Origin of the sequence: Bradyrhizobium sp. SZCCHNS3052 (assembly GCF_032484495.1) — a bacterium.
In the GTDB taxonomy this organism is placed as follows: domain Bacteria; phylum Pseudomonadota; class Alphaproteobacteria; order Rhizobiales; family Xanthobacteraceae; genus Bradyrhizobium.
The window spans coordinates 211,398-229,112 of record NZ_JAUETB010000001.1 but is presented as its reverse complement, the minus strand read 5'-3'; the positions used below and the strand labels follow the sequence as shown (position 1 = coordinate 229,112).

At 65.6% G+C, this 17,715-nt stretch carries 12 protein-coding genes; 4 read left to right on the top strand and 8 right to left on the bottom strand.

All coding sequences use genetic code 11. The features are described from left to right. Nucleotides 1-80 precede the first annotated feature (80 nt). From nhaD to QX073_RS00995, 3 genes are all read left to right on the top strand, one after another. Nucleotides 81-1,364, top strand: a complete 1,284-nt coding sequence (nhaD, locus tag QX073_RS01005) for a sodium:proton antiporter NhaD (RefSeq protein ID WP_315749228.1) — start codon at nt 81-83, stop codon at nt 1,362-1,364. 13 nt (nt 1,365-1,377) lie between these two features. Then, the gene (locus tag QX073_RS01000) at nt 1,378-3,426 is read left to right on the top strand and encodes a PQQ-dependent sugar dehydrogenase (RefSeq protein WP_315826349.1); all 2,049 of its coding nucleotides are present in this window, start codon (nt 1,378-1,380) and stop codon (nt 3,424-3,426) included. A 181-nt stretch (nt 3,427-3,607) separates the two neighbouring features. Next, on the top strand, nt 3,608-4,501 hold the full coding sequence (locus QX073_RS00995; RefSeq protein WP_315826350.1) for an SMP-30/gluconolactonase/LRE family protein: 894 nt from the start codon (nt 3,608-3,610) through the stop codon (nt 4,499-4,501). A 733-nt stretch (nt 4,502-5,234) separates the two neighbouring features. Here the strand turns inward: QX073_RS00995 and QX073_RS00990 are convergent. The 4 genes from QX073_RS00990 to QX073_RS00975 form a co-directional block, all read right to left on the bottom strand. After that, nucleotides 5,235-5,615, bottom strand: a complete 381-nt coding sequence (locus tag QX073_RS00990) for a hypothetical protein (protein WP_315714907.1) — start codon at nt 5,613-5,615, stop codon at nt 5,235-5,237. Between the two features lie 99 nt (nt 5,616-5,714). Next, nucleotides 5,715-6,593, bottom strand: a complete 879-nt coding sequence (locus QX073_RS00985; protein ID WP_315826351.1) for a transglutaminase family protein — start codon at nt 6,591-6,593, stop codon at nt 5,715-5,717. Next, nucleotides 6,590-9,121 (bottom strand): circularly permuted type 2 ATP-grasp protein, encoded by a 2,532-nt coding sequence (locus QX073_RS00980; protein ID WP_316225185.1) that lies wholly within the window; start codon nt 9,119-9,121, stop codon nt 6,590-6,592. Before QX073_RS00980 ends, QX073_RS00985 begins: the two co-directional genes overlap by 4 nt. Before the next feature lie 30 nt (nt 9,122-9,151). Continuing rightward, nucleotides 9,152-12,466, bottom strand: a complete 3,315-nt coding sequence (locus QX073_RS00975; protein WP_315826353.1) for a transglutaminase family protein — start codon at nt 12,464-12,466, stop codon at nt 9,152-9,154. 431 nt (nt 12,467-12,897) lie between these two features. On the opposite strand from QX073_RS00975, the gene QX073_RS00970 reads away from it, so the two are divergent. Next, nucleotides 12,898-13,095: a hypothetical protein gene (locus QX073_RS00970; RefSeq protein WP_008964013.1), complete on the top strand. Its 198-nt coding sequence runs from the start codon at nt 12,898-12,900 to the stop codon at nt 13,093-13,095. Nucleotides 13,096-13,302: 207 nt separating this feature from the next. Here the strand turns inward: QX073_RS00970 and QX073_RS00965 are convergent, their stop codons facing one another. The 4 genes from QX073_RS00965 to hpaR form a co-directional block, all read right to left on the bottom strand. Continuing rightward, the gene (locus QX073_RS00965; protein ID WP_316225183.1) at nt 13,303-14,826 is read right to left on the bottom strand and encodes an altronate dehydratase family protein; all 1,524 of its coding nucleotides are present in this window, start codon (nt 14,824-14,826) and stop codon (nt 13,303-13,305) included. Between the two features lie 116 nt (nt 14,827-14,942). Beyond that, nucleotides 14,943-15,722, bottom strand: a complete 780-nt coding sequence (locus tag QX073_RS00960) for an HpcH/HpaI aldolase family protein (RefSeq protein ID WP_315749218.1) — start codon at nt 15,720-15,722, stop codon at nt 14,943-14,945. A 131-nt stretch (nt 15,723-15,853) separates the two neighbouring features. Then, entirely contained in the window at nt 15,854-16,939 is a 1,086-nt protein-coding gene (locus tag QX073_RS00955) for a malate/lactate/ureidoglycolate dehydrogenase (RefSeq protein WP_316185195.1), read from the bottom strand. 158 nt (nt 16,940-17,097) lie between these two features. Beyond that, nucleotides 17,098-17,553 carry a homoprotocatechuate degradation operon regulator HpaR gene (gene hpaR / locus QX073_RS00950; protein WP_410052359.1) on the bottom strand — a complete coding sequence of 152 codons (456 nt, stop codon included), beginning with the start codon at nt 17,551-17,553 and terminating at the stop codon, nt 17,098-17,100. Between the last annotated feature and the right edge of the window lie 162 nt (nt 17,554-17,715).

Genomic DNA, 17,715 nt, shown 5'->3' with positions numbered 1-17,715 from the left:
CTTGCTGGCCGGACGCCGATCGGTCATATCTTGGGCAGTTCCATCCGTCTCCCGCCGATCCAGCCCGGAATGCCCTGCCCATGACCGCCGCCATCGTCGCCGTCTTCACACTCGCCTATGCCGTGGTGGCGCTGGAGCATCCATTCCGGATCAACAAGGCAGCCACCGCCCTGGTCGGTGCCGGCCTGATGTGGACCATCTACGCCGTCATGGGCGGGACCGCGCCGGCCGTTGCGGCTGAGCTCAACGAGTCCGTGGCCTCGACCGCGCAGATCATCTTCTTCCTGATCGGGGCGATGACCATCGTCGAGGTCATCGACGCGCACAACGGCTTCGAGGTCGTGACCTCGCTGATCAGCACCAGGAATCAGGTCACGCTGGTCTGGCTGGTCGGCTTCGTGACCTTCTTCCTCAGCGCCATGCTCGACAACCTCACCACCGCGATCGTGATGGTGTCGCTGATGAAGAAGCTGTCGGGGCGTGACGAAGATCGTCTCGTGTTCGCCGCCATCATCGTGATTGCCGCCAATGCCGGCGGCGCGTGGTCGGCGATCGGCGACGTCACCACCACCATGCTGTGGATCGGCGGCCAGATCACGCCGCTCGCGATCATGAAGTCGGTCTTCATCCCCTCGCTCCTGAACCTGCTGGTGCCGCTCGCGGTCGTCAGCGTCACGCTGCGCGGCAAGCAGCTCGCGCCTCCGGCGAGCGCAGGGCTCGCCTCGATCAGCCCGATCCTGCCGTTCGAGCGCAATCTGATGTTCTTCATGGGCCTTGGCATCCTGGTCGCCGTGCCGGTGTTCAAGGCGCTGACGCACCTGCCGCCGTTCATGGGCATCCTGTTCGGCCTCGGCCTGCTCTGGATGGTCGGCGAGATCATCCATCGCGAGAAGGCCTCGGAGCAGAAGCAGCGCCTGACGCTCGTGCATGCGCTGACCCGCATCGACATGCCCTCGATCGTGTTCTTCATCGGCATCCTGCTGGCCGTCGCAGCGCTGGAGCACACCCACATCCTGCAGGCGCTGGCGCAATGGCTCGATCGCACCGTCGGCCGGCTCGACCTGATCGTGATCGTGCTCGGCCTCGCCAGCGCGGTCATCGACAACGTGCCGCTGGTCGCAGCATCCATGGGCATGTACAGCCTGAGCCAGTTTCCGCCCGACAGTTTCCTGTGGGAGTTCGTCGCCTACTGCGCCGGCACCGGCGGCTCGATCCTGATCATCGGCTCGGCGGCCGGCGTCGCCGCGATGGGGCTCGAGAACATCCACTTCTTCTGGTACGTCCGCCGCATCAGCGGCATCGCCCTGCTCGGCTATTTTGCCGGCGCCGCCGCCTACATCATCCAATACAATCTGCTTCACTGAGCGGGACCGACGCATGGAATGGTCGTGGCACAGTCTTGCAGCCGTCGCGACCGCCATGCTCATCGGCATCGGAGCTGGCCACGCCGACGACGCGACGATCCGCAGCGGCTACGCGCTCGGCCCGGCCAGTTGCGGCGACGGCGCCCTCACCTTTCCGCGCCTCCAGATCGACATGAAGCCCGGCTTCTGCGCCGGCCTCGTCGCCAGTCGCGACGACGGCCTGCGATTTCCCCGCAGCATCGTGCAGATTCCCGGCCATCAACTGTTCGTGGTCGCGGACATGGGCGGCTGGGGCCATGACGACGGCCGCCTCCTCATCCTCGATCCCGTAGCGCCCGCGGGCCAGCGCATCCGCGAGGCGGTCACGCGACTGTCCTATCCATTCGGCCTCGCCGCGGGCCTCGACGGCAGGATCTACGCCTCGACCGACACCGCGATCTTCCGCTTCGATCCGCTCGCCGCGAACCCGAGAGCGACCATCGAGACCATCATCCGCGATCTGCCTGGGCGCCGCCTGACCTTGCCGGACGGCACCCGGATCGCGGAGAGTGCGCATCCGCTGAAGGCCTTCGCTTTCGACCGCAACGGGCGGCTGTTCGTCAACATCGGCTCGCACAGCGACAATTGCCTGTCGCCGGCGCCGATCACGCGACCCTGCGCGGCGGGCGACGGCACCTCGCCGCTGGCTTCCATCTGGTTGTTCACGCCGCCCGCCGGCGGCCTCTTTCCAGCGCTGAAACCCGGCGATTCCGCTCCGCCTCATGAGGTGTTCGCGCGCGGCTTGCGCAACTCGATGGCGCTGGCGCTGCATCCGCGCTTTCCCGATCCCGGCACCGCGTTCCTGCAGGGCGAGAACGCGCGCGACCTGCAGGACATCTTCGCGCCCAACGAGGAGATCAACGCGATCGAGCAAGGCCGCCACTATGGCTGGCCCTATTGCTACGACCTGACGACGCCGAGCCCGGAATTCAAGCGTGTGCTGCAGTCCGGCGCGCTCAAGAACCTCTGCAACACCACCACGCTCTACAAGCAGCCCTGGTCGCTGCTGCCGCCGCATGGCGCGCCGCTCGGCATGCTCTACTACACCGGCGATCGCTTCGACGACCTGAAGGGCAAGCTGCTGGTCGGCCTGCATGGCTATCGGCCGACCGGCAGCCGGCTACTCGCCTTCGAGGTCGACGACCACGGCTTCCCCAAGCTGAGCCCGGCGCCGGTGCGCTACCATGTGAGCTGCGCCGCCGAGCCAACCCGCGCTTTCCAGACCGCAGCCGGTCCCGCGCCGGCCGCGGCGTTCGATGAGATCATCACGGGGTGGCATCGCGTCAACGGCATCCGGCCGCAGGGCGCGCCGGTCGGCATGACCATCGCCGACGACGGCGCGATCTGGCTGGTCGAGGACAAGAACCAGACCGTGATCCGCATCGACCGCTCTGGCGAGGCTGCCCCCGAACCCCTGCCCTGCGACATCAGGAGCGAGGCGCTGATCGACCGGCTTGCGGCTTTCGCGATGCAGGACGCGGCGAGTCGCGCGCGGCTCACGACCGTGCGCAGGAGCCTGATCGAAAAACATTGCAGCGGCTGCCATTCGGATTTCGGCCTCAAGGCCGGGCAATCCGATGACGACAAGGACCGCGCCGTGCTGCGCTTCATGCTGGCGCAAGACGGCTGGATCTATCCGGGCGATCCCGAAGCCGGCCGGCTGCGTCAACGATTGCGCGGATTGGGTGCCGAGCGGCAGATGCCGCCGGGCGCCAACCTCATCAAGACGGAACCAGGCTACGCCAGGGTGCTTGATGTGGCGGACGATCTGGTCGCGCGGATGATTCCAGGAACCAGGATGCGGGTGAAACCGGGCGGCCCTCCGCATCGCAAGTTCTTCGCCGGCGACGGCCGCGAATGCGGCGAGATCCCGTTCGGCAAGGTCGTCGTGATGACCGAGAGGTCTGCCGTCAATAAGCCCGGCTTCAGCCGTTTCTTCCGGCCCGCCGATACCTACCTCAACGGCACCTGTACGGACGACAATGGCTATTACATCCAACAGCAGTTTCTGGTGCCGCTCTGACCGGCTTGCAATGGCCCGTAGGGCGGGCAAAGCGACCGCCGCAGGCGGCGCGTGCCCACCGGCCGCGCGCACCGGTGCAGATGCTGGTGGGCACGGCGCGCACGAGCGTGCGTTCGGGCGCAAGCGGCGTCGTCCTGCGCCTTTGTCCACCCTACGCATCTCGGGTTTGGCGACTGTTCTCATGCTCTTGCTTGCGAGCGCGCCCACCCTCGCCGCACCAAAACTGTTCGAGAGCACCCAGCTCACTCCATCCGGCGAATACACCTTCGGCATCGAGGGGCCCGCCGTCGACCGCGACGGCAATCTGTTCGTCGTCAATCTCGGCAAGGCCGGCACGATCGGCAAGCTCGCGCCGGAGGCGACGGCCTCCGAAAAATTCACCGAGCTGCCCGACAACAGCATTGGCAACGCCATCCGCATCGACGCCACAGGCACGATGTTCGTCGCCGACTACAAGCGCCACAACATCTTCGCCATCGCCCCCGGCACGACCGAGCCCCGCCTCGTCTTCCATGCCGATGACATGAGCCAGCCCAACGACATCACGCTGGCGCGCGACGGCACGATCTATGCGAGCGATCCCAACTGGAAGGCGCGCAGCGGCCGCATCTGGCGGATCGCGAAAGGACCCGACGGATCCTTGCAAGGCGCAGCCATGTCGGCGCCGCGTGCCATGGGCACCGCCAACGGCATCGATCTCAGCCCCGACGGCCGCACGCTCTATGTCGGCGAATCCAACAGCGGCGAGCTCTGGTCCTATGCGATCGACGGCGACGCGCTGACACGGCCAAAGCTGATCAAGACCTTCGAGCCGAACACGATCGACGGACTGCGCACCGACGCCAACGGCCGGCTGCTGGTCGCGCACATCCTCAAGGGCAGCATCGCCATGCTGGCGCCGGATGGGCGCATGATCCGGGAGATCGCGCTGAAAGCCAGGGAGCCGACCAACCTCGCCTTCGGCGGCAGCGACGGCAAGACCGTGTATGTGACCCAGCGCCAGGGCGGCTTCATCGAGTCGTTTCGGACTGATGTCGAGGGGCGAGAGCATTGTTTGCAGATGCGGAAGTGCTGAGCTTCTCTGCTGGTGCCGGATTCAGCATGGCGCTCGCTGTCTGAACGACAACTAATAGATCGCGCATATCCGCCATGCCCGAATTGCCCGTCGTGCCAGTTTGTCGCACGCTTGCCCACTTGTGTCGTCGGGCAAATCAGACCGATGTTTCCGGCCATCCCGGGCTCGTGAGAGGGGCGTATCGCGATCGTCACGAACGTGGAGCCTGGGGAGCGGTGGGCGTGTGGTGCTGCAGCGTGATCAGTCGCGCGGACGAACGGCATGATGCGCACGGTGAAGTCGTGATGTCCCGACACCCCGATGCTGGTGTCAACCTGGCGCAATACGATCGCGCTGGGGATGGTGGCCAGAAAGCCCGGCGCACCAGGGAGACCACGTATAAGCCGTAAAGCCATCGCGCAGGGAATGCCGGGTTGATCCGGCTGCACCTGTGGTACCTGCCGCCTGCATTCTTTTCGCAGGCGGGCCATGGGTGAGGCCATCACCCGGCATTCCCTGCGCCCTCTTGTTCTCAGAGGGTTCGAGCTATCCTTCATGACTCGGACAGATCGTGTCGCGAGAACGCCGCCCCGTACCCCGTGTCATGTCCGCGCAGGCGGGCATCCGGTACGCCGCGGCGTCTCGATTCATCACCCCTTCCGGCGAGTACTGGATCGTGAGGCCGGCACCTTTCATCTCACCCGCAAATCAAGGCCCCCGCGTGCGCGAGAGCCTCGATAGCAATGGCGATCGCTTATCGCCCGTACACCACCGGCGCGCGGCGGACGATGAGCGGCGGCGGCAGGTCGCGCTCCCAGACACGGCCGTCGTCGAACTGGATGCGCATGCCGTCGGGCGAATACACTGCACTTTCGTCACGTGCGTCGATCCAAAGCCGGCTATTGGGAGCATTCCAGTCCGGCCAGGCCTGGAGGGACTCGCCGGTTTCGGTGGTCAGGTTCACGGCATCGCCGTTCTGCGTCACGAAGGCCGGCGCGCCGATCATTCCGTCGCGGCACATCTGGATGCAGCGGTAGGTGCCGGTGAGGTTCGCACTCGGCTGGGCCGAGGCGCTGCCGGCGACGCAGGCGCCGACCAGGCCAATGACGATTGCAACACGTTTCATGTCGATCACTCCATCGCTCGAAAGGGTCAGCCAGCCCCCATTCGGGCCCCTCGGGCGGATCAAGTGCGATGCGGGAAAAATGTTCCGACCGTTCCCGGTCAGGGAACCCTACTCGACCATCACGACATCGACGGCGACGCCGAGCTTCTGCTTGCGCGAGCCGACGATGATGCCATCGACCGGCGAGACATCGGAGAAGTCGCGGCCCATGCCGAGGATGATGTGATCATTGCCGACCAGGAGATCATTGGTCGGATCGAAGCCGATCCAGCCCAGTTCCTCGCCGCACCACAGCGACACCCAGGCATGGGTGGCGTCGGCGCCCTGCAGCGGCGGCTGGCCCTCGGGCGGGATGGTGCGCAGATAGCCGCTGACATAGGCTGCGGGCAGGCCGAGGCCGCGCAGGCCGGCGATCATGACGTGAGCAAAGTCCTGGCAGACGCCGTGGCGATTGTCGAACACCTCGCGCAGCGGGGTCGAGATCACGGTCGCCTTCGGATCGTATCTGAACTCCTTGCGGATGCGCCGCATCAGATCGGCGGCGCCGGCTACGATCCCCGTCTCGGCGGAGAAGCTCGCCGCGGCGTAGTCCGTCACCGGCTCCAGCACCGGCGCCAGCGCGCTGGCGAAGACGTAGCCGATCGGCGACGACGGGCCGAGGCTCGTCGCCTCGAAAGCTGCATCGCGCACCTGCTCCCACTCCGCACTCGGCGCATCGCGCTCGGGCGGCGTGCGCGACAGCTTCACCCGCGAGCGCGAGTCGATGCGCAGGTGGCGGTGCTGAGTGTCGATCACGATGCTCTCGGTCAGTGTGCCGAAGAAATCGCGCCGCGCCGTCCGCTCCGAGGGACGCGGGCGGATGTCAACGCTGTGCGAGATCAACTCCTGGCCGTCGCCGCTGAGCGGCTCCAGGCGCAGCGAGCAGCGCGCGAAGCTGACGGCACTCCCGTATTCGTAGGTGGTGACATGGCGGATGTCGTAGATCACGCGAGGCCCGTAAGCTTTTCCGGCCGCGTCGCGTTCGGACCGTGCGGGAAGTAGTGCTGACCGATCGCCTCCGCCAGATTGAGCAGGTCCTGCTCCAGTGCAAACAAGGCGCGGCCATCGAGATGGGCCGCCTCCGCCGCGGTCAGCCGCGCGCCCAGCGAGATCGCGAGGCGTTGCGGCCGCTCGATCAGCCCGTTCTCCTTCAGCACCGGGAGGCTCGCGATGTGCTCGTTGAGCAGCTCGACCTGGAACGCGACCGAGCGCGGATTGTAGAGGTCGAGCACGACGAGATCGCGGATCGGCGCCAGCGACGGGCCGATCAAATAGCGCGAGCGGTAGGTGATCTGGCAGTCGACCAGCGTGAGCAGGACGTCGAGATCCTCGGGCGTCGCCTCGTCATAGCCGAACTGGCGCGCGAACCGCGCGGTGTTGATGGCGCGTTCGGCGCGGCGCCCCATGTCGAGGAAGCGCCAGCCGGCGGCGCGGTTCATGTTCTCCTGGGCAAGGCCGGCGAAGCTCGCAAGCCGGTCGAGCGTGAGCTCGGCGATGCTGACGACGGCGTCCTCATCCTCGGCCTCCTGCGCCAGGCGATTCGGCATCTCGGTGATGACCTGCCAAGCGTCGGGCGAGAGGCGCTCGCGCAGCGAGGTCGCGGTGCGCTGAGCCGATCTGAGCAGCGACAGCGCCGAGCCGAACTGCGCCTCGGCCTGCAGGGCCTCAGCCGCCACCTGAAATCCCTTGCTGCGCGAGGTCTGCTCAACCGCGCCCCACGCCAGCAACAGCCGCTGGATACGCTCGGAGGTGTTGAGCTGCGCCGGCGATCCCTTGCCGGGATCACGATGCTGGGCTGCGAGCGCCCGGATCAGCCGCACGGTGGCCTCGGCGCGCTCCAGATAGCGTCCGAGCCAGAACAGATTGTCGGCGGCGCGGCTCGGCAGCACGCCGGCGATGCGGCGTATCCGCACATTGTCGGAGCCCGGCAGCAAGGTGCGCGCCGCCACCGCCTTGTCGGCGACCACCCAGACGTCGGCGGCGCGCGCGCCATCGCCCATCGACACCGCGCGCGCATCGAGCTTGTCGGCGATGCGACAGAAGCCGCCGGGCATGACGGTCCAGCCGTCGGGCGTGGCGGCCGCGAACACCCGCAGCACGAACGGCCGCGGCGCGATCCGACCGTCCTCCCACACCGGCGTGGTCGACAGCCGCACCACCTCCTGTCCGACATAATCGATGCCGCGCTGGCTGATCGCAGCGCGCAGCCGCTCGCGCTCGGCGGCCGAGAGCTCACCAGCCAGCACCGGACCGCTGCTTGCGAAGCCCGGCACGGCGCGGCCATAGGCGCCTTCGATCGCGAACTCCTCGAGCCGCGACAGCACCTCGTCGCGTGCGGACTTCTGGCCGCACCACCAGGTCGCGATGTGCGGGATCTTGAGATCCTCACCGAGCACGCGCCGCGCAAGGCTCGGCAGGAAGCCAAGCAGCGCGCGCGCCTCCAGCACGCCGGAGCCCGGCATGTTGGCGATCACCACGCCGCCCTTGCGCACGACGTCCATCAGGCCGGCGACGCCGAGTCGCGAGCCGGCATCGAGTTCGAGCGGATCGAGCGAGTTGGAATCGAGCCGCCGCAGCAGCACGTCGACGCGCTTCAGGCCGGCGACGGTGCGGATGTGCACGCGGTCGCCGCTGACAGCGAGATCGTCGCCCTCGACCAGCAGAAAGCCGAGATAGCGCGCCAGCGTCGCGTGCTCGAAATAGGTCTCGCTGAACATGCCCGGCGTGAGCACGCCGATGCGCGGCTCGTCACGATCGGCGCTGGCGCGCAGAGCATCGCGGAATGCTTCGAAGAACGGCGCGAGCCGCTCCACGTTCATGGACTTGTAGATCGAGGAGAAGGCGCGCGACAGCACGAGCCGATTTTCCAGCGCATAGCCCATGCCGGACGGCGCCTGGGTGCGGTCGTTGAGCACCCACCAGCCGCCGTCGGGCCCGCGGCCGATATCGGCGGCGTAGATGCTGAGGAAGCGGCCGCCGGGCGGTTTGACGCCGCAGACCGGGCGCAGATATTCGCTGGACCCGGCGACGGCGGCTGCCGGCAGCGCGCCGCTCGCCACCAGCCGTCCCTCGCCATAGATGTCCTGCAGCACCCGTTCGAACAGCTCGGCGCGCTGGACGATGCCCTGGGACAGGTGAGCCCATTCGGACTCGTCGATCAGCAGCGGCAGATGGCTCAGCGGCCACGATCGCTCGGCGTTGTCGCCCGGCGAGCGATAGGTGACGCCGGCTTCGCGCAGATGGCGATCGGCGGAGGCGAAGCGGCGCTCGATGTCGCTCGGCGCGAGTGCGGCGAAGGTCTCGGCAAAGCGAGTCCAGACCGGTCGCGGACGGCCGTCGGCCCCGATGAACTCATCGGGGATGCCGGGGAGCCGGGCATAGTCGCGGGCCCAATGCTCGGCCCGGCGCAGCGGAGAACGTGCCGCCGGCCGACCGGCGGCGCTCGCTCCCTGGTCCTGGCCGCTCGAGCCGTCCATACCCTGGTCCTCCGCACAAACTCCGTGCCATCAATGCAGGAGCGGCCTGCGCAAGTCGAGGGTCATCGGGAATTCATTTGTGCGTTCCTCCGGCGGCAGCGCGATTCGTCCCGGAGTGTGGCCGTGATCCTGGAAGCGGGCGAGCCGCCGTGCCTCCGCCTCGTAGGAGTTGATCGGCTTGGTATCGTAGTTGCGGCCGCCGGGATGGGCGACGTGATAGACGCAGCCGCCCAGCGAACGGCCGTTCCAGGTGTCGATCAGGTCGAAGGTCAGCGGCGCATGCACCGGGATCGTCGGGTGCAGGCCGGAGGCCGGCTGCCATGCCTTGAAACGAACCGCCGCCACCGCTTCCGCCGACCGTCCGGTCGAGGTCATCGGCATCCTCCTACCATTGCAGGTGATGAGGTGGCGGCCTTCGATGAAACCTTCGGCTTTGACTTGAAGTCGCTCGACCGAGGAATCGACATAGCGCACGGTGCCGCCCGCGGCGCCTTCCTCGCCCAGCACATGCCAGGGCTCCAACGCCTGCCGCAGCTCCAGGGTCACGCCGCCATGCTGCACGCGGCCGAAGGTCGGAAAGCGAAATTCAAGCTGCGCCTGGTACCATTCCGGCGAGAAGTCGTAGCCGGACGACCGCAGCTCATCCAGGACATCAAGAAAGTCTTCCCAGATGAAGTGCGGCAGCATGAAGCGGTCGTGCAGCGCCGTGCCCCAGCGCACGAACCGGCCGTCCTGCGGCTCGCGCCACAATTTGGCGATCAGCGCACGGATGAGAAGCTGCTGCGCCAGCGACATCCGCGGATCCGGCGGCATTTCCAGTGCGCGGAACTCCACGAGTCCGAGCCGGCCCGTCGGTCCCTCCGGCGAGTACAGCTTGTCGATGCAGATCTCCGAGCGGTGGGTATTGCCGGTGATGTCGACGAGCAGATGCCTGAACAGCCGGTCGACCAGCCACAGCGGCACGCTCTGCCCGATCCGAGGCACGTTGGCGAGCGCGATCTCGAGCTCATAAAGGCTGTCGTGGCGCGCCTCATCGATGCGCGGAGCCTGGCTGGTCGGCCCGATGAACATGCCGGAGAACAAATAAGACAGCGACGGGTGCCGCTGCCAATACAGGACGAGACTCTTCAGCAGATCGGGGCGACGCAGGAAGGGCGAATCCTGCGGCGAGCTGCCGCCGACGACGACATGATTGCCGCCGCCGGTGCCGGTGTGGCGGCCATCGATCAGGAAGCGATTGGCGCCGAGCCGCACCTTCGCGGCATCCTCATACAGCCCGAAAGTGATGTCGACCGATTGCCGCCAGCTCGCGGCCGGCTGGATGTTGACCTCGATGACGCCGGGATCGGGCGTCACCTTGATGACCTCGATGCGCGGATCGAACGGCGGTGCATAGCCCTCCACGTGAACCTTGATCTGCATCGACTCGGCCGTCGCTTCGACCGTTGCGACCAGCTCCAGGTAGTCCTCGATGGTTTCGACCGGCGGCATGAACACGCAGAGAATGCCATCGCGGATCTCGACCGACATCGCAGTGCGGACGCCGAGCCCTCCCCAGTACTGATACTGAACATCCTGCTGCGGCTTCGGCGCGCGATCGAGCTTCGGCAGCGGCGGTACCTGCGGCACGATCACCGGACGCCCCTGCGTGAACATCGGCAGCGGCCCGCGCTGCTCCATCGGGTCCTGCTCGTGGATGTACGGGAAATCTTCCGGCGGAATGTAGGCCAGCGAGCCGATCGGCAACCGCAGGCCGAGCGGCGAGTCGCCGGGAATCAGGAACAGGCGCTTGCGCCGCAGGCCCCAGCGCTCGCTGCGCCAGCGCCGGGGCTGCGCATTCCAGCGCTGGATCGGCAGCACGAAGCCGCGCGGGATGTGCAGGCCTTCGTCGAACACCCGCGCCATGCGCGCGCGCTCTTCGGGATCGGCGAGCTTGGAGTCGAGCGCGTCGACGTTCTCGGGCAGCGCGGCTTCCTTCTGCAGCCAATGCGCGGGATCCTCGAACGCGGGCAGCACGTAGTCCGGCTCGAGCCCGAGCGTCTCGGCCGCCGTGTCCAGGAAACGCTCTGCATCCTGGATCGTCGCCCTGCGCGGGCCATCGACGCTGGCGATCAGATCCGGATTGCGCCAGATCGGCTCACCGTCCTTGCGCCAATACAGTCCGAACGCCCAGCGCGGCAGGCTTTCGCCGGGATACCACTTGCCCTGTCCGTAATGCAGCAGGCCACCGGGCGCGAAACGCGCGCGCAGACGCCGGATCAGGCTGTCCGCGAGCCCGCGCTTGGCCGGGCCGACGGCAGCCGTATTCCACTCCGCCGATTCCATGTCGTCGATCGACACAAAGGTCGGCTCGCCGCCCATCGTGAGGCGCACGTCGTTTTCGGCGAGATCGGCATCGACGGCTTCGCCGAGGCGGTCGAGCCGGTCCCACGCCTCATCCGAAAATGGCCGGGTAATCCGCGGCGCTTCGCGGATGCGCCTCACATTCATCTCGAAGTTGAAGTTGACCTCGGCAACTCCGGCACTGCCGCTGATCGGCGCGGCCGAGTGATAGTGGGGAGTCGCAGCAACGGGGATGTGTCCTTCGCCCGCCAGCATGCCCGAGGTGACGTCGAAGCCTATCCATCCAGCGCCGGGCAGATAGACCTCGGCCCAGGCATGCAGATCGGTGAAATCATTCTCGACCTCGACCGGCCCCTCGATCGGATCGATGTCGGGACGAAGCTGAATCAAATAGCCGGAGACGAAGCGGGCGGCGAGCCCGAGATGCCGCAGCGTCTGGATCAGCAGCCACGCCGAGTCGCGGCAGGAGCCGGCGGCCGACGACAGCGTCTCCTCCGGCGTTTGAACGCCAGGCTCCATCCGGATGATATAACGAATCTTTTTCTGCAACTGCGCATTGAGTTCGACGAGATAGTTGACCGTGTTGTCCGCATCGCGGGGAATCGACTTCAAGTATTCCGCGAACAACGGCCCCGGCTCGATCGTCTCGAGATAGGGCGCCAGTTCCACCTTGAGGCCCTCCGGATAGGCGAAGGGAAAACTGTCGGCATAAGGCTCGACGAAGAAGTCGAACGGATTGATCACGGTCATCTGCGCCGTGAAGTCGACCTCGATTTTGAGTTCGTTCACCTTCTCGGGGAAAACGTAGCGGGCCAGCCAATTGCCTTGCGGATCCTGCTGCCAGTTCACGAAATGGTTGGGCGGCGTGACCTTGAGCGAATAGCTCAGCACGGGGGTCCTGGTATGTGGTGCAGGACGCAGGCGGATGGTCTGCGGGCCCAGTTCGACCGGACGATCATATTTGTAATGAGTGACGTGATGTAATGCGACGTAGATTGACACGAGGTTTCGGCGCTCCAGCAACTTTTTTGAGCAGATCATTGCCGTGCTTATGGATCAAGCACTAACAAAGGGCAGAGCTGCCTATTGAACTATCCTAAGCCCGAAAGGCGGCATTTGGCACCGTCCAGGAGCTGATCCTCCCCCATCAGGTGCTTCCGATGCACGCACCGGTCGCCTTTCCGACCGCTGCGCGCCCAAATCCGGCCGGCCCAAAGAACGAGAGAGGAACAAACAACCACTCCAGCCGCGTCGGCAAGAGTTGTCCACAGGACGGCGCGCAGGCGCTCACGGAAGATTGACCAGCACGTCAAAGCAGGGATTAACCCCGAATAATGAACTAACAAGAACTAATAGCGTTGCATTTGCCGCAATCGCTTGATAGCTCGACTACACATGCTATTTAGGACCATCATTGCCAAAAGGAGAATCAAGTGGCGAAGACAGCTAAGAAGGCAGCTACCAAGAAGTTGGCGCGGAAACCCTACACGCCCGCCGACATCAAGCTGCTGAAGCAGCACTCGAAGTCCAAGACCCCGGTCGCCAAGATCGCCAAGGCGATGAAGCGGACCGAAGGCTCGCTCCGTCAGAAGGCTCTGGCGCTCGGCATCGGCCTGGGCCACCAGCGGTAAATTGCTCGGCGCCGCTGTCGCGCGAGCGTCGGCAGGGCCAGCCCATGACGGACTGCCCACGACGGCCAGCCCATGGCGGCGCGCTCACCTGTCATCTGATCTCAGTTGCGATCCAGTCTCAGTTAACTTGCGATCTCAGCTGCGATCAGATGCCGGGGCACCGGACCGCAGCCCAGATAGGTGCCGCCGAATAGCTGAGTGATCCAGCTACATCGTCGCGCCGAGCACCCAGGGCGCGAACTCGGCCCCGCCGAAATCGAAGCTCTCGCTCTTGGTCGGCTGCCCCGAGGCGGTCTTCAACATCAATTCGAAGATGCGCTGGCCGCATTCCTGCACCGTCTCCTCGCCGTCGAGGATGGTGCCGCAATTCACGTCCATGTCGTCTTCCATCCGCTTGTACATCGGCGTGTTGGTCGCGAGCTTGATGGACGGCGCCGGTTTGCAGCCGAACACGCTGCCGCGGCCGGTGGTGAAGCAGACGAGATTGGCGCCGCCGGCCACCTGCCCCGTCGCCGCAACCGGGTCGTAACCGGGCGTGTCCATGAACACGAAGCCCTTCTTGGTGACGGCTTCCGCATAATGCAGCACGTCGACCAGATTGGTGCTGCCGGCCTTGGCCATCGCGCCGAGCGACTTCTCGAGAATCGTCGTCAGGCCGCCGGCCTTGTTGCCCGGGCTGGGATTGGCGTTCATCTCCGCGCCCTCGCGCGCCGTATACTCTTCCCACCAGCGCATCAGGGCGACGAGTTTCTCGCCGACGTCGCGACTGACTGCGCGGCGCGTCAGCAGATGCTCGGCGCCGTAGGTCTCCGGCGTCTCCGACAGGATCACTGTGCCACCATGTCGCACCAGCAGATCGCTTGCCGCACCGAGCGCGGGATTGGCCGAGATGCCGGAATAGCCGTCTGACCCACCACATTGAAGGGCGACAGTCAGCTCGCTGGCCGGAACCGTCTCGCGCTTGACCCTGTTGGCGTCGGCGAGCGCTTCCTTGACGAAAGCAATACCGGCCTCGACGGTCTTGCGGGTGCCGCCGACCTCCTGGATGTCCATGGCACGCAAGCGGCCGGCGAGCTTCTGCTCCTCCATCAATCCGCCGATCTGATTGGCCTCGCAACCCAAGCCGAGCACGATCACCGCGGAGAAGTTCGCGTGCCGCGCGTAGCCGCCGAGGGTTCGCCGCAGCAGCTTCAGCGGCTCGTCGAGCGTCATGCCGCAGCCGGTCTTGTGCGTCAGCGCCACGACGCCGTCGACGTTCGGGAAGTCGGCGAGCGGATCGTCACCGGTGAAGGGATTGCGCTTGAACACGTCGGCAACGAGGCCCGCGACATGCGCGCTGCAGTTCACCGAGGTCAGAATGCCGATGTAGTTGCGGGTCGCGACCCGGCCATCGGGCCGGCGAATGCCCTCGAACGTCGCCGGAAGATCGAAATTCGGCGTCGGCTTCACGTCAACGCCATAGGCGTAGTCCTTGGCGAAATCGCCCATGCCGCAGTTCTGCGTATGAACGTGCTGCCCGGGCGCGATCGGCGCGGTCGCGAAGCCGATGATCTGGCCGTAGCGGCGGATGGGCTCGCCCTGTGCGATCGGACGCACCGCGACCTTGTGACCGGCCGGAATCCGGTCGGTCGTGGTGACCCCATCGGCGATCGACAGCCCCGGGGGCAGGCTGGCGCGCGCGATCAGGACGCTGTCCTCGGGATGAAGACGGATGACGGGGGTGGTAGCCATGGCTGTCTCTCTCGTATCAATACGTCGATCGCGAACACATATGCGAATGGCGAGCGGCGCATAGCGAATGGACGGATCCCCGTTCGCTACGCCCTCCTCGCCACTCGCCTTTCTCGTTACGCTTTGCCGCCGGATTCCTTGCGGGTCTGCGCGACCTGCTGGCGGGCATAGACCTGCATCAGGCCGACCTCGTTCGACAAGGTCACGAGCTTGAAGCCCATGTTGATGGCGCGGACCGCACCCTCGGCGCCGCTGCAGTGAATGCCGGGATTGAGCCCACGCTTGCCACACTCCTTCACGATCTTCTCATAGATCTTGAGGATTTCCGGCTCGTCACGATCGAGCTTCGGCACCAGGCCATAGGAAAAGCCGAGATCGGAGGGCCCGATATAGACGCCGTCGATGCCTTCGACATCGAGAATGGCTTCCATGTTCTCGACCGCGGTCCTGGTCTCCATCATCGGCAGCAGCACGATCTCGTCGTTGGCCGTCTTCTGATACTCGCCCGCACCACCATACATGCCCGAGCGGATCGGACCGTTGGAGCGCACACCCTTCGGCGGATATTTGGAATAGGAAACGAGGTTGCGCGCTTCCTGCGCTGTGTTGACCATCGGGCAGATGACACCATAGGCACCGCCATCGAGCACCTTGCCGATGATGCCGGGCTCATTCCACGGCACGCGCACCATCGGCGTGACCGGATGGCCATGCATGGCCTGGAAGCATTGCACCATCGACAGATAGTCCTGCACCCCGTGCTGCATGTCCACGGTGACGCTGTCGAAGCCGCACTGAGCCACGACCTCCGCGGAGAAGCCCGAGGGGATCGCGAGCCAGGCATTCACCACCGTCTTGCCTTCGGCCCAGAGCTGCTTGACCTTATTGTTCGCCACGACTGCGTTTCCTTCCCTTGTTGTTCAACCGATCCGTCTCGTTAGAATTCGTTCTCGCCGATGGCGCAACGCAATGCAATCCCGCTCAATTCGAGCATGGATGCTTCGCACCACCCGCAGTCACACCGATTTCACGATGTCGCCCGCTGAATGCTCGCTTCGCTGACACCCACTTCGCGTGCCGTGTTCACTATTGCCGCCCAGGTGTCATCGGGCAAGGGCACGCCATTGGCCGTACGCTCGGCCCGCATCTTGCGCTCGGGATCGCCCGGCACCAGCACCTGATCAACGCCGGAGACCGGCTTGGTCGCCCGGATGAAATCCGTGTAGCGGGTGATCTCACCATCAAAGAAGCTCGCCGGATCGACCACCTTCGGGTCGATGTAGATCGCGAGCATGCCGTTGGCAAAGCGCCGATTTGCCGACGTCGCCCCGGTGCCGGTCAAGGCGCCGCCGAGCAGCTCGCAGATGAAGGCGAGACCGGAGCCCTTGTGCTCGCCGAAGGCGCGGATCGCTCCCGTCCCCTTGGTGTGGTCGCGCGTCCCCTCGGCCTCATAGGGTCCATAGAGCACCGCCGGATCCTCGCTGAGCGTCCCGTCGGCATCGATCAAGGCGCCCTTGGGCAGCTTCTTGCCGCCGCGGCTCGCCACCAAGACCTTGCCCTCGGCCACGATCGAGGTCGCGAAATCGAGCACGATGGGATCCTTTCCCTGGCGCGGGATGCCGACACAATAGGGCGCGGTGGAGAACCGCTTCTCGACTCCGCCATAGGGCGCCACCAGCAGTGAACCTGCGGCCGTGACGAAATGAATGGAGACGAGTCCCTCGGCGGCGGCCATTTCCGCCCAGTCACCGACGCGGCCAAGATGGCCGGAATTGCGCAGCGCCAACGCAGCCAAACCGCTCTTCTTGCAACGCTCGATGCCGATCCTCACGGCCTGTGGTGTCACGGTCTGACCGTAGCCGAACTTGCCGTCGACGACCACCAGCGACGGGGTGTCGACCACGACCTCTGCGGTCTGGTTGGGCACGATCGAACCCATCTTCTGCCAACGGATATAGACGGGCACGCGGATCACACCGTGGCTGTCATGCCCTGTCAGGTTGGCCGTCGTCAGATAGGTCGCGATCCGGCGGGCCTCCTCCGGCGAGGAATTGGCGTGTTCAAAGACGTCGGCAACGAAATCGATGAGATGCGCAACCTTGATAGTGACCATGACAACTCGCGGGTTCGATCAGCATGCGAAAACAGAGTTAGCATGGTTTGCCATGCCTGCGACGCACGCCCTCTCCGCTGGACTGCATCGCTTCTTATCAAAACGCCGAACGGCCTGCCAAGCATGAGACCGCGTCATTGCGCTTGGTCCGCGGCAGATCAGCCATCGCCGTCGTCGGAGGCGTCGAGATCGCCGCCGATGCTCTGCTCCAGCTCGCCCAGCATCTTGTGCAATGCGGCAAGCTTGCGGGCGCCATACCGGCTGGCAATCGATGCATAGATCGCCTCTGAGCTCGGCGCGACCTGTGCGATCAGCTTCATGCCCTTGGCCGAGATCGACAACACGCCCCTGCGCATGTCGCGGCTATCGACTTCGCGCTGAATCAGGCCGCGCGCCTCGAGATCGCGCAGGATGCGGGACAGGCTGGGCCCGAGCAGGAACGCGACCCTCGCCAGCTCCGTCACCTCGATCACATCGACCGCCGCCAGCGCGCGCAAGATACGCCATTGCTGCTCGGTCAGGCCGTGCTGTCGCAGATCGGGGCGAAACTGCCGCATCACGGCCTCACGCGCCCGCAACAAGGCCATCGGCAGCGACTGCGAGAAGTCGCGCATCGGCACCTTGCGCGCTTCCTTCGCAGCCTGCCTGGCGACCTTGGCCCTGGTCTCGCTCACATCAATCTCCTCAATCTCCCGTGGGCCATCCTGAACATTTGCACTGCAGCAAACGTCCTTTCGGTTTGCCGACTGAAACTTAACATGTTAATCATCTGTCGC